Consider the following 12,578-nt stretch of genomic DNA (forward strand, 5'->3'; position numbering starts at 1 on the left):
GCATCCTAGGCGCCGAACACTGCCTTCCGTCGCGGTTACTCGCCGCGGACCACCCCAACCTCGGCCCGGTCACCCGTGAAGTAGCCCCGAGTGGAGGGGGCGAAGCGGCACACGACGGCCAAAACAACGCCCAAGGCCAGCAGCAGCACTCCGCTGACGAACGCCCCGCCGATGCCGAAGATTTGGGTGTCCCCGTACGCCGGGTCCCACATCTGGACTGCGGAAATGAAGAACGCCGCTGTGAGGGACAGTGCGCCGAGGAACGGCAGGATGCCACGGAACCACAGGTTCCGGGCGGAATCCCGGAGCGTGGAACGGAAGAACCACACACAGGAGAAGCCGGTCAGTGCGTAGTAGAAGGCGATGAACAAGCTGATGGCGCTGATGGAGTCCGAGAGGAGGTTCTCGCTCAAGAAGCTCATGGCCACGTAGTACACCACGGCCACCGCACCCATCACCTGGGTGGAGAAGCCCGGGGTCATGAAGCGCTCGTGGACCTTGCCAAACCGGGGAGGCAGTGCACCGTGGACACCCATGGACAGGGTTCCGCGGGCTGTCGGCAGGATGGTGGTCTGTGTGGAGGACAGGACGGACGCAAGCACAGCCACGATGATCAGCCAGCCCCAAGGACCCAACACCACGTCCTTCATAGCCAGGAACACGTCATCCTGGTTTGCTTCGTTGCCCAGACCGATACCGTCCGTACCGATCGTGGCATACATCATCACCAGCAGCGCCACGGAAACATAGATCGCCACCAGAACAGAGGCTGAGATGACGGCGCCACGTCCAGGCGTCTTGGCAGGGTTCTCCGTCTCCTCGTTCAGCGCCAGGCAGGTATCCCAGCCCCAGTAGATGAACAGGGCAAGCAGCACGCCGTGAACCACGGCGCCGGGATCGGCAAAGGCGCCGGCGGGGTTGAACCACTCGAAGTCGAAGGCCTGGCCCTCAGGCGCGCCCCCGGCGATCCGGAAGATGATGGCCACCGCGAAGATGCCCAACGAAATGTACTGAATGTAAGTCAGCGTGCGCTGGACATGCTCGCCCAGCCGGATGCCACGATGGTTCACGTACGTCATGAACACGATGAACAACACACCAGTAGCCGTCACCAGCCACGTGTTGTCGGCCAGGGAACCGTCACCGATCAGCAGCCACAAATACTTGCCCGCGATCTGCGCCAGGTTGGCCAGCACCACCACTCCCGCGAGTGCCACGCCCCAGCCACCCAGCCAACCGGCCCACGGCCCGAAGGTCTTGCGGGCCCAGAAGAACGTGGTGCCGCAGTCCGGCATGGCGCTGTTGAGCTCACGGAACGCGTAGGCAATGAACAGCACCGGGATGAAGCCGAGGATCAGGATCAGGGGAGTGTAGTTCCCATTAACGGCCACAATGAGCCCCAGCGTTGCCGCCAGCGAGTAGACGGGCGCGGTGGATGCAAGGCCCAGCATGACGGAGTCGCCAAGGTCCAGGATCCCGGCGTGGAGGCCTTTGGGAGGTACGACGGCGGTACGGTCGCCGCCCGCTGGGCCGCCACCCGGCGTCGAGGTTTCAGTGCTCATAGTGCAGCTCCGTAGGAAGTAGCAGGGGGCGCGACAGGCGCCGGGGCGTCGATGGTATTGGGAACAAAGCGGCAAAAGTAGTCCGTGATGGGTCCGTCGGATTCGCGGATGCCACAGCCCACGGATTCGCCATCCACTACCCAAAGACCCAGGACAGGGTGGTTCCCGTCGAAGTCGGGGAGGGCGTGGTACTGCTGAAAGCACCAGCCTTCACGGCCGTAACCACCTGGCTGTTGGATCTCGATGCCGGGGGCGTGAATTCGGATGTTGTCGCCCTCCCGCCCGTGCAGCGGCTTGGCCACCCATTCCTTGAGGGGACCCGGATCGCCGAGGTAGGCAGGCAGCAGGTTCTCATGGTTGGGGTAGAGGTGCCATAGCGCAGCCAGCAAGGCTTTGTTGGACAGCAGCATCTTCCATGCCGGCTCAACCCAGCGGGGGTTGTGGGCACGTTGCAGAAGCCGTTGCCCGAACGGTTCCTTCATCATGAGCTCCCACGGGTACAGCTTGAACATGGTGCTGATCATGAAGTTGTCCAGGTCCACAAACCGGTTCAGGTTGGGGTCCCAGCCGATATCGGACATGTTGATGCCGATGGTGGTCCAGCCGCCCTGGCTCGCGACGTCCCGCATGTAGGCGGCAGTCATCCAATCCTCGCCGGATTCCTCCGCCTCCGAGTGGGCAACGTGCAGGGTGCTCATGCCGGTGCGGAACTGCAGCTTCTTCCATTGGCGGATCAGGGCCTCATGGATTCCGTTCCACTGGTCCTTTTCCGGGAAGACGTCCTGGAGCCAGAACCACTGGGCCACAGAGGCTTCGATCAGGCCCGTGGGGGTATCGGCGTTGTACTCCAGCATTTTCGCCGGACCGCCGTTGCCGTCATAGATGAAGTCGAAGCGACCGTAAATGTCCATGTCCGCGGCCATCAACGACTCGGCAGCGAGTTCCAAGGCCTGCTGCCCGATGCCGATATCGCCCATGGCCCCGGTGGCCAAGTACTTCGCGGCCTCCAAGCACATGATGTGCATGTCCTCGGCCGTCTTCTCGAGGGTCTCCACCTCGTCCTCGGTGAATTCGTAGTAGGCCGATTCGTTCCAGTATTCGATTTTCCGGCCATCGGGCATGGTGGTAGTGGAAAATACCAGGCCCTGTTCTTCGATCTTTTGCTTCCAGTCCGGCCTGGGCGCGGAGGGCAGTCGACGCACGCCTAACCTCCCGAGCTTCCGCCGCTTTTGGAACTGCTGCCGAAGCCGCCTCGGCTGACCGTGCCGCCCTTGGTGCTGTACCCCGTGGAGGACTTTGCCCCCGTAGGCACGGTCTTGGTGTAGCTCGGGTAGGCGCTGCGGTTCTGCCCCACGGCAGGCACACTGGCACCCCGGGAATAGAAGTACCAGGCGTATATCCCTGAGCTGCGGCCCGCCGAGCTGCTGTTGTCGCACTGGGTGTCGTCAACGCGTTCGCCGGTTTCGTCATTGAAACAGACTTGTGCGTAGTCGGCTTCCTGCTCATTGCTGGCCACGATCGCCGTAATGGTTCCGGCCAGAAGGGCGGTCACGCCCAGGCCCACCACCAAGGTGCGGCGATGCGAGCGCTTCTTCTTCTTTGCTGCCTCGGCCTCGCCGCGTTCGCGTTCTTTCGCGAAGGGGTCAACCACGGGGAGGGGCTGGCCGGGCTGGGGTGCGCCTGCCCCGGCAGGGGGTGCCCCGGCGGGGGATTTCTTCCTCTTCCCGGAGCTGCTTTGGGCGGGGTCGTTTTCCACGGGCGTGAACAGCTCAGGATGGAGCTCCGGCTTGGGCACCTGCCAGGGAGGAGGCTTGGGCTGATTATTGCCCGCTCCGAAGTCGGCGTTGTTGTCCCTGCTGCCGCCGTTGTTGCCGGCTGCGTCAGGGCTGTCTTTCGGGCCCATGGTATCCCCCTGGATAGACCGTTGAAATGTCCGGCGGCACGCCGGACCAGAATGCTCAGAGCAAGCCTAGTCGTTGTGCGCGGTGCAGGCACGGGTGACAGCGTTATATGGGGATAACTCCCCATATTCGGAACCGTGTAAGGATGTAGCCATGGCGGGACCTGAAGCACATAACAGCGGCGACGACGGCGTGCTGCTGCGGCTTCCCCCGGTTCGCGGCATTGGCACCGGCCGGGTGGTCACGGGCCTGGTGCTGGCAGTCCTGTTGCCGCCGGGCATTGAACTGGTGGTCACGGTCCTCGGCTTCCGCAACTTCGCCATGATCATGCTGTTGCAACTGGCTGTGGCTGTTGCGGTGGCTGCCATCGGCGGTTTGTGGCCGGCAGTGGTGGCCGCCGTGCTGGGCAGCGTCCTCCTGAACTATTTCTCCGCGGACCCTGTGGGTTCCCTCTCCATCGCCGACCCCACCACTTTGTTTACCGTGGTGGTTTTCCTTGCTGTGGCCTGTGGTGTGGCGCTCGCAGTGGGGCTTGCCAGCCGCCGGGCACAGGAAGCCGCACGCTCCGGGGCGGAGGCCACGGCGCTCAGTGAGCTCGCCCTGCGCATCCTTAGCTCGGATGGAAGCCTGGAAACCTTCCTTGAGAAAGTGCGCAGCAACCTGGGCATGGAAGCGGTGTCGCTGCTGGGTTCCCAGTCGCCGGTCGCCCCCGGATTGGCAGCAACAGCCGGCGCCCAGACCGAGTGGCGTGTCCTGGCGAGTGCCGGGCCGAATCCGCCGGTGACCCATGCCGCCGCCGACCATGCCGCCGTCGTCGATCCTCACTACACGCTGCTGCTGCGCGGCGGTCCTTTGTCAGCCCAGCACCAGCGGATGCTGGCCGCCTTCGGTGCTTTCGTGGTGGCCGTCCGGGAGAGGCAGCAGCTGGTGAAGAGCCGGCGGGACAACGTGAGGTTGGCCGAGGGCAACAAGATGCGAACGTCCATCCTGCGCGCTGTTTCGCATGACCTCCGGACTCCGTTGGCCGGGATCAAGCTCGCTGTCAGCAGCCTGCGCCAGGAGGACGTGAGTTTCCCGCCGGACGTGGAACGGGAGTTGCTGGAGACCATCGAGGAGTATGCGGACCGCCTGGACCATTTGGTGGACAACCTCCTGGACATGTCGCGAATCACGGCGGATGCAGTCAATCCGCTGTTGACCGGCATTGTGTGGGCTGAGGTGCTGCCGCAGGCGTTGAGGGGAGTTTCCAAGGAACGGCTGCGCAATGAACTGCCGCCCAACCTTCCACCTGTGCAGGCCGACGCCGGAATGCTTGAGCGGGTGGTGGCCAACATTGTGGAGAACGCCGTGAAGTATGCGCCCGACTCCGATGTGGTCCTGACTGCCCGCACCGGCGCCGGCATCACCTTGGGGGACCGGCCCGCCAGCGAACTGAGAATCGTCGATCACGGCAGGGGAGTAGGGCATAAGGAAGTGGTGGATATTTTCCAGCCGTTCCAGCGTTTTGGTGATTCGACGTCGCCTGCGCCCGGGGCCGGAATCAGTGCCGGTGGCGGGATCGGTTTGGGACTGGCCGTCGCAAAGGGTTTCAGCGAGGCCATGGGCGGCAGGCTCGCTGCGGAGCCGACGCCGGGCGGCGGCTTGACCATGGTGGTCACCTTGCCGCTGTGGACCGGTGGGCCGCAATGACGCTGGTGCTCATCGTTGAGGACGAGGCCCGCATTGCCCGGGCCATGCAGGTCACCCTTCAAGCCAACGGTTACCAGGCGCTGACTGTGGGGACCGGCGCTGACGCGCTGCAAGCCACTGCCAAGCAGCCGGTGGAAATCGTGGTGCTGGACCTCGGCCTGCCGGACATGGACGGCGTGGAGATCATCCGCCGCATTCGCGGCTGGAGCAGTATGCCCATCATTGTGCTGTCCGCCCGGCACGCCTCGGAGGACAAAGTTGAAGCGCTCGACGCCGGTGCGGACGACTACGTGACCAAGCCTTTCGGTTTGGATGAGCTGCTTGCGCGGCTTCGGGTCGCCTCCCGCCGGGTGGTTACCGAGCACGAGGAACCCACGCTGGCCACCACGGACTTCATGGTTGACCTGGCCGGTAAGAAGATCGTCAAGGATGGCTCGGAAGTGCGCCTGACGCCTACGGAATGGAACATCCTGGAGCTGCTGGTCCGCAATAAGGGGAAGCTGGTGAGCCAACAGCAAATCCTTACCCAGGTGTGGGGGCAGGCGTACGCGAAGGAAACACAGTACCTGCGCGTATATATAGCCCAACTGCGCCGTAAGCTGGAGCGCGATCCCGCTGAACCACGCCACCTGCACACGGAAGCCGGCATGGGCTATCGTTTTGATCCTTAGTCCTGGCTCCGCCCGTCCGTACACTGGTGTCCATGAACACCGCATCCCTCCTTGCCGTCTGCCGTGTCCACCAGTTGCTGCCCGACCCCCAGGGGAGCGTGGGAGTCACCGGCATAGACAAGCGCCCTGTAGAGGGGGCAATCAAGGTTCACAAACTTGGCCTTCACGGGGATGTGCAGGCCAACCGGGTTGATCACGGCGGCGAAGACCAAGCCCTGTACGCATATTCACAGGCGGATGCGGACTACTGGTCCGGCGAGTTGCAGCGGGAGCTGCCCGCCGGTCTCTTCGGGGAAAACCTGCGCGTGGCCGGAATCGAAACCACCGGCGCTGTGATCGGCGAACGCTGGAAGATTGGCCTGGATGTGGAACTGGAAGTCACGTCACCGCGTGTCCCGTGCGCAACCTTCCAAAGGGTGATCGGTGAGCCCCAATGGGTGAAGCGCTTCACGCAGGCCGGCCGTATCGGGACCTACCTCAGGGTGATCAAGACAGGCACCATCTCAGCGGGAGACCACATCCACCGCACCTTCGTCCCCAAGCACGGCATTACGGTGGGGCAGTGGTTCAGCGAGCCCAGCCCCGAACTGGTACAGATTCTCTTGGATGCCGAGGCCGACGGAGAGATCCGTTTGCAGGAGGACTACCGTCCGGTCTTTGAAAAGGTCATGCGGAGAAACGGGCTCCAGGGCCTTTAGCGGGGGAGCGAAGAGCTTGTGTGAACAAGCTCACCCGGGCTTCAGGGGCTCTCGGGTCGCGGTGATGGGCCTCTGTGCCCTACACTTGAAATATCCCCCACTCCGGAAATCCCTTTATCCTGCCCAATTCTTGAGGCAGGACTGGTAAGTGTTGGGGCCCGCAAATGTGTGCGGGCATTTTCATAGGGAGAGCCGGCTAAAGAAAACGCTGTACAGACTGCTGGGATAGCAGCCAAGAGATGCAGCGGGAAGTCCTGCCATGGGATTGCGATAGCGCCGGACTTCTTGCGAAAAGCAGGGCACCTTTTCCTGTTTCTCGCGACGAGTAATGCGGCCAAGCCCAACCGGGCCGCGCCGACTGCCCTATGGATGAGGAATTTCCCCCTATGACCGAAAATCTCAACGAAAATTTCGACGCTGAGTCCGCTGATGTAGCGACCACCGAGTCCGCTGATGTAGCGGAGACCTCCGCTCCCGCCGAAGCTGAAGCACCGGCTGCTGCCGCTGCCCCCGTCGAGACCGTTGCAGCTGAGACTGCAGCCCCCGCCTTCACCGAAGCTCCTGCCCCGAAGGCAGAAGAAGAGGAAGAAGAAGGCGTCCGCTTCGTCGATCTTGGCATCGACGGACGCGTTCTGGCCGCCCTGCAGGACGTCGGCTACGAAAAGCCGTCCCCCATTCAGGCAGCCACCATCCCGCTCCTCCTCGAAGGCCGCGATGTTGTAGGCCTCGCACAGACCGGTACCGGCAAGACCGCAGCTTTCGCTGTTCCTGCCCTGTCCCGCCTGGCTGAACTTCACGACCTCAACGGCCCGTCCCGCAAGACCCAGGCGCTTGTTCTGGCTCCGACGCGTGAACTGGCCCTCCAGGTTGCTGAGGCATTCACCTCCTACGCCAAGCACATTGATGACTTCACGGTCCTTCCCGTTTACGGTGGCTCGGCTTACGGCCCCCAGCTCGCCGGCCTGCGCCGAGGTGCACAGGTTGTTGTCGGTACCCCCGGCCGCGTGATCGACCACATCGCCAAGGGTTCCCTGGACCTGTCCGAACTCCAGTACCTGGTGCTGGACGAAGCTGACGAAATGCTGCGCATGGGCTTTGCCGATGACGTTGAGCAGATCTTCCAGCAGACTCCTGAAACCCGCCAGGTTGCCTTGTTCTCTGCCACCATGCCGGGCCAGATCCGCCGCATGTCCAAGCAGTACCTGAACAACCCGGCTGAGATCTCGGTGAAGTCCAAGACCACCACCGGCGCCAACACCAAGCAGCGCTACCTCCAGGTCATGGGCCCGCACAAGCTGGACGCCCTGACCCGCATCCTTGAGGTTGAAGAGTTCGACGGCGTCATCGCCTTCGTGCGCACCAAGATGGCTACCGAGGACCTGGCCGACAAGCTCAAGGCCCGCGGTTTCCAAGCTGCCGCCATCAACGGCGACATCCCGCAGCAGCAGCGCGAACGCACTGTGGACGCGCTGAAGGAAGGCCGCATCGACATCCTGGTTGCTACCGACGTCGCGGCCCGTGGCCTTGACGTTGAGCGCATCAGCCACGTCATCAACTACGACATCCCCCACGACACCGAGTCCTACGTGCACCGCATTGGCCGTACGGGCCGTGCAGGCCGTTCCGGCGATGCCATCCTGTTCATGACGCCGCGTGAGAAGTACCTGCTGCGTTCCATCGAAAAGGCCACGCGCCAGCCGGTGGAGCAGATGCACCTGCCCACAGCTGAGACCGTGAACACGTTGCGCCTTGGCAAGTTCGCCGAGCGCATCACGGAGACCCTCGAGTCCGAGGATGTCGCAGCGTTCCGCGACCTCATCTCCTCTTACGAGGAAGAGCACAACGTGCCGGCCTCCGAGATCGCTGCAGCCTTGGCCGTCATGGCCCAGGGTGGACAGCCTTTGCTGGTCAAGGAACTGCCTGCCGCTCCTGAGTACCAGAAGCGCGAGCGCTCCAAGGACGGCTTCGGTTCCCGTGGCCCGACCCGTGCGCTCACCGAGGGCAACGCCACCTACCGGATCGCCGTCGGACGCCGTCAGCGCGTCATGCCGGGTTCCATCGTTGGTGCCATTGCCAACGAAGGTGGCATCTCTTCCGCACAGATCGGTGGCATCGACATCCGCTCGGACCACTCCCTGGTGGAGCTCCCGGCAGACCTGAGCCCCGAGCAGCTGCGCGCACTGTCCCGCACCCGCATCGGTGGCGAGCTGATCAACCTCGAACTGGATAACGGACGCAGGCCCAGCGGCGACCGTGGCGGTTACTCCGGTGGCGGCGCTGGTGGACGCGGTGGTTACGGCGACCGCGAAAACCGTGGCGGCGGAAACTTCAAGGGCAGCGGCGGCTTCAAGAAGGACTTCCGCAAGTCCGACGGCGAGCGTACCTCTGCTGATCGTGGCGGACGCTCCTACAGCGACCGTTCAGAGCGCACCGCAGGCAGCTTCGGCGACCGCGATCGTGGCCAGGCCAGCGGTTCCCGCTTCGGTGGTCACGGTGACGGTGCCCGCAAGCCCCGCACCGGCGGCGAAGGCAGCAACCGCGATTTCAACCGCAAGGGCAAGTGGTAAACACTTCCTTGGTGGTAAACACTAAGTAGTTCCCGTCAGGGGGTCGGCTTTCGAGCCGGCCCCCTGATGTGTTTATTGCTTCCCTCCGGGGCTTGTTGGCTGCGCGCGCCGTTGTGCGGCGGGGATTTCCCACAGGAGCGGGTTCCGTGGGGCCGTGCCCGGCCGTACGATCGAGGCACGGCTGACAGTCGGCAGAAAAGACAGTCGGCAGAAAACAGGAGGGTGCTCCATGGGATTGCTGGACAACGTGAAGAAGAACTTGGGCTTCGGAGGCAAGGGCGCAGACGAGAGAAGCGGAGCAGCTCCGTTTGACCGGACTGCGGAGAGGCAAGCCGCGGAGGATGCCGCCGCCGTCGAGGTTTCCGCTGCCGACAAGGCTGCTGCGGAGACCGCTGCCGCACAGGCAACCCAACAGCAGGCAGCAGCAGACGCCGCAGCAGCCCAGGAGGCCGAACAGGAGGGCTTGGAACCTGAGGCCCCGGAAGTCCAGCCGCAAGCGCAGGAGGCCGCCTCTGAGGCCGCGGCAGGGACGGGTCAGCCGGGACCGGTGGCACCGCGGGTCACGGAGGTTGTGGTGGAGCAGGGCGACACCATGAGCGGGATCGCGGCGCAGTACGGCGTGGACCTTGGAGCCCTGATCGCAACCAATGCGGACACCGTGCCGAACCCGGACCGGATCTATCCCGGGCAGGTGCTCCGGCTGCCCTGAAGCCTGCCGCTTCGAAGCCGGAAATAGATCACGAAGGCCGCGTCTTCGCAAATTGTGTCGGCGCTGTTTTTCCGCGTTTTTTCGCCGATTTGTAGCTTCTGAAAACGTCCGGTAGAGTATTTACTCGTTGCCCCCCTAGCTCAGTGGTAGAGCGCGTTCTTGGTAAGAACGAGGTCACCGGATCGATTCCGGTGGGGGGCTCTGGATGAGGGCCTGTGTCAAGGCGGTTTTGACCGGCTTGACACAGGTTTTTCTCATTCGTGGCGGTGTAGCTCAGTTGGTTAGAGCGCACGACTCATAATCGTGAGGTCGGGAGATCGAGCCTCCCCACCGCTACAGAGCAAGACCCCGCAGCTTCGCCTGCGGGGTCTTTTTTCGTTCCGTGGGACAGAATGGGTCCATGAGCCGAATCGCAATCATTGGCGGCCACGGGAAAGTGGCCCTGCATCTGTCCCGCATTCTTAGTGGCGAAGGTCACGACGTCACGTCTTTCATCCGAAATCCCGACCATGTGGCAGATGTCACGGAGACCGGCGCTACTGCTGAGGTGCTGGACGTGGAAAATTCGACGACGGCGGAACTCGCCCAGGCGTTCACCGACCATGACGCGGTGGTCTGGTCAGCCGGCGCCGGCGGAGGGAATCCTGCCAGGACCTATGCCGTGGACCGCGACGCAGCCATACGATCTATGGACGCGGCAGCCGAGTCCGGCGTCAAACGGTATGTGATGGTCTCCTACATCGGCGCTGCCAAAGATCACGGTGTTCCCGAGGACCACCCGTTTTTCGCCTACGCGGAGGCCAAAGCGGCGGCAGATGAGTACCTGCGCAGCACTGACCTCGACTGGACGATCCTTGGCCCGGGAACTCTGACGGATGAACCTGCCACCGGCCTGATCGAAACGGATCCAGCAAACCCCGGCAACGGCACAGAGACCTCCAGGGCCAATGTTGCCCTGGTGACAGCGGCCGTCCTGGAGCTCCCGGGGACCATCCACAGAACTATCAGGTTCAAGGATGGAACCGAGGATGTAGTGGATGCCCTCACGGAGTACTGACCCAGCGGAGTACTGACCCCGCACCGTCTGCGTACGGGGACAGTCCTGCGGACCGGGATATGTTGGTAGGGAACTTTTTCGGCTTGGCCTGGGGAAGTGCCGTACACCATCAGGGGAAGCAGGAAAATGGATCAGTTGGCGCTCATCGTCGGGTTGTTGCTTGCAACGGTGGTGGCAGTGGGCCTGGGAGACAGGCTCCGGCTTCCCTACCCGGTCCTGATGCTGATCCTGGCTGTTGCGCTCACCTTCATTCCCGGCTTCCCTGAGTTTGAGATTTCGCCCGAACTGATCCTGCCGATCTTCCTTCCGCCGCTCCTGTTCGCTACGGCGCAGAAGAGCTCTTGGGCGGTTTTCCGGGTGCGTTGGCGGACCCTCCTGTTGATGGCTGTGGCTCTGGTGGTGGTGTCCACCGCGGTGGTAGCCGGTGCTGCGTGGCTCATGATCCCGGGCATCGGCATCCCGGCGGCCATTGCTTTGGGTGCCATGGTGGCCCCGCCGGACCCCGTTGCCGTGGAGTCCGTGGCGGGCCGGGTCCACATGCCGCGCCGGCTCATCACGGTCCTTCAAAGTGAAGGACTCTTCAACGACGCCGCGGCAATCGTGATCTTCCAGGCAGCTGTGGCGGCAACGATGTCCGGCAAGGAAGTGGGCCCGGAAGTCATTCCGCAGTTTGTCATCGGTGCGGCGCTGGCTGTCGTCATCGGGATCGCGATGGGTTGGCTGACCAAGTTCATCACCAAGCTGGTGACCTCCATGGTCGCCCGCAGCGCCGTGACCTTGGTGGTTCCTTTCGCCGCCTACATCCTCGCGGAAGAGCTGCACGCTTCAGGTGTGGTGGCCGTCGTCGTCACCGCTTTGGAACTGCAGCGCCATACGCGGCCGCAGGACGCCGCTGAACGCATTACGCGCACCGCCTTCTGGGACGTGGTGGAACTGCTTGCTACTGGCCTGGCCTTCGGTTTGGTGGGGCTGGAGATCCGGCACGTCATCCGGGACGAAGGAACGGCGATTTTCGGGATGATCGGCATGGCCGTAGTGATCTGCATCCTGGTATTCGTGGTGCGTTTCCTATGGCTGGGCCTCCTCGCCCTCACAGCGCGGAAGCGCAGAAACCTGTTGCAACCGACGTCGCCCAAGGAAGTGTTGATCCTGACGTGGTGCGGCATGCGCGGCCTGGCCACCCTGGCGCTGGCACTGGCCCTCCCCATGACCCTGCCGGATGGCAGCGACTTCCCGGCACGCCACGAAATCCTGGTCATTGCCTGCGCGGTACTCCTGGCCACATTGGTCCTCCCCGGCCTCACGCTTCCGTGGCTCATGCGCGTTCTGGATGCGACCGAGGACGGATCACATGAACAGGACGCCGCCAAGGTCCTTGCCAAGCGCGCCCAGTCCGCTGCTGTGGCTGCGTTGAAAGACCACGACCTCATGAAGGAACTCCCTGCCGAGAAAGTGACCCTGGTCAAGGAAAAGATGCGCCGCCTCCATGCGGAGCTGCTGGACGGCACGTTGCGGAACGAATCCGTCGCCGAGAAGCGCAAACGTGGACGGGAACTATCCATCGCCGTTCAGACCATCGCCCTGGATGCTGCCCGCCAGGAAGTGGTGGCAGCCCGCAACGAGCCAGGCACCGATCCGGAAGTGGCTGACAGGGTACTCCGGCAACTGGACCTGCGGACCATGTCCATGCCGGACTAGGGCAGCGCTGAGCCGGGTCCGGGCCA

At 63.4% G+C, this 12,578-nt stretch carries 10 protein-coding genes and 2 tRNA genes; 9 read left to right on the plus strand and 3 right to left on the minus strand.

The window, feature by feature from the left end:
* Positions 1–35: 35 nt before the first annotated feature.
* The 3 genes from AC1RJY_RS14960 to AC1RJY_RS14970 are packed head-to-tail and all read right to left on the minus strand — an operon-like array spanning position 36 to position 3,465.
* A complete protein-coding gene (locus tag AC1RJY_RS14960; RefSeq protein WP_011775666.1) occupies positions 36–1,562 on the minus strand; it encodes an APC family permease in 1,527 nt (508 codons plus the stop codon).
* Entirely contained in the window at positions 1,559–2,764 is a 1,206-nt protein-coding gene (locus AC1RJY_RS14965; protein ID WP_014922432.1) for a glutathionylspermidine synthase family protein, read from the minus strand. Before AC1RJY_RS14965 ends, AC1RJY_RS14960 begins: the two co-directional genes overlap by 4 nt.
* A 2-nt stretch (positions 2,765–2,766) precedes the next feature.
* Positions 2,767–3,465: a Tat pathway signal protein gene (locus AC1RJY_RS14970; protein WP_210063515.1), complete on the minus strand. Its 699-nt coding sequence runs from the start codon at positions 3,463–3,465 to the stop codon at positions 2,767–2,769.
* 151 nt (positions 3,466–3,616) lie between these two features.
* Between AC1RJY_RS14970 and AC1RJY_RS14975 the strand changes: the two genes are divergently transcribed.
* The 9 genes from AC1RJY_RS14975 (at position 3,617) to AC1RJY_RS15015 (ending at position 12,552) form a co-directional block, all read left to right on the plus strand.
* A complete protein-coding gene (locus AC1RJY_RS14975; protein ID WP_014922430.1) occupies positions 3,617–5,152 on the plus strand; it encodes a sensor histidine kinase in 1,536 nt (511 codons plus the stop codon).
* Positions 5,149–5,823, plus strand: coding sequence for a response regulator (locus AC1RJY_RS14980; protein WP_011775662.1), 675 nt, complete (start codon positions 5,149–5,151; stop codon positions 5,821–5,823). Before AC1RJY_RS14975 ends, AC1RJY_RS14980 begins: the two co-directional genes overlap by 4 nt.
* 32 nt (positions 5,824–5,855) lie before the next feature.
* Positions 5,856–6,521 carry an MOSC domain-containing protein gene (locus tag AC1RJY_RS14985; RefSeq protein ID WP_498602637.1) on the plus strand — a complete coding sequence of 222 codons (666 nt, stop codon included), beginning with the start codon at positions 5,856–5,858 and terminating at the stop codon, positions 6,519–6,521.
* 386 nt (positions 6,522–6,907) lie between these two features.
* A complete protein-coding gene (locus AC1RJY_RS14990) occupies positions 6,908–9,088 on the plus strand; it encodes a DEAD/DEAH box helicase (RefSeq protein ID WP_014922427.1) in 2,181 nt (726 codons plus the stop codon).
* A gap of 229 nt (positions 9,089–9,317) precedes the next feature.
* The gene (locus AC1RJY_RS14995; protein WP_014922426.1) at positions 9,318–9,797 is read left to right on the plus strand and encodes a LysM peptidoglycan-binding domain-containing protein; all 480 of its coding nucleotides are present in this window, start codon (positions 9,318–9,320) and stop codon (positions 9,795–9,797) included.
* 129 nt (positions 9,798–9,926) lie between these two features.
* Positions 9,927–9,998 (plus strand) — tRNA-Thr (locus AC1RJY_RS15000).
* 61 nt (positions 9,999–10,059) lie between these two features.
* A tRNA-Met gene (locus AC1RJY_RS15005) sits at positions 10,060–10,133 on the plus strand.
* Positions 10,134–10,197: 64 nt separating this feature from the next.
* A complete protein-coding gene (locus AC1RJY_RS15010) occupies positions 10,198–10,854 on the plus strand; it encodes an SDR family oxidoreductase (RefSeq protein WP_043470527.1) in 657 nt (218 codons plus the stop codon).
* 126 nt (positions 10,855–10,980) lie between these two features.
* Positions 10,981–12,552, plus strand: a complete 1,572-nt coding sequence (locus AC1RJY_RS15015; protein ID WP_210063519.1) for a Na+/H+ antiporter — start codon at positions 10,981–10,983, stop codon at positions 12,550–12,552.
* Positions 12,553–12,578: the final 26 nt, after the last annotated feature.

It is taken from the genome of Arthrobacter sp. GW822-FHT05G07 (assembly GCF_058799755.1).

Coding starts and splice junctions, on each gene's coding strand:
- AC1RJY_RS14970 (WP_210063515.1), bottom strand. CDS start 3,465: ATGGGCCCGAAAGACAGCCCTGACGCAGCCGGCAACAACGGCGGCAGC.
- AC1RJY_RS14975 (WP_014922430.1), top strand. CDS start 3,617: ATGGCGGGACCTGAAGCACATAACAGCGGCGACGACGGCGTGCTGCTG.
- AC1RJY_RS14990 (WP_014922427.1), top strand. CDS start 6,908: ATGACCGAAAATCTCAACGAAAATTTCGACGCTGAGTCCGCTGATGTA.
- AC1RJY_RS14980 (WP_011775662.1), top strand. CDS start 5,149: ATGACGCTGGTGCTCATCGTTGAGGACGAGGCCCGCATTGCCCGGGCC.
- AC1RJY_RS15015 (WP_210063519.1), top strand. CDS start 10,981: ATGGATCAGTTGGCGCTCATCGTCGGGTTGTTGCTTGCAACGGTGGTG.
- AC1RJY_RS14960 (WP_011775666.1), bottom strand. CDS start 1,562: ATGAGCACTGAAACCTCGACGCCGGGTGGCGGCCCAGCGGGCGGCGAC.
- AC1RJY_RS14985 (WP_498602637.1), top strand. CDS start 5,856: ATGAACACCGCATCCCTCCTTGCCGTCTGCCGTGTCCACCAGTTGCTG.
- AC1RJY_RS14995 (WP_014922426.1), top strand. CDS start 9,318: ATGGGATTGCTGGACAACGTGAAGAAGAACTTGGGCTTCGGAGGCAAG.
- AC1RJY_RS15010 (WP_043470527.1), top strand. CDS start 10,198: ATGAGCCGAATCGCAATCATTGGCGGCCACGGGAAAGTGGCCCTGCAT.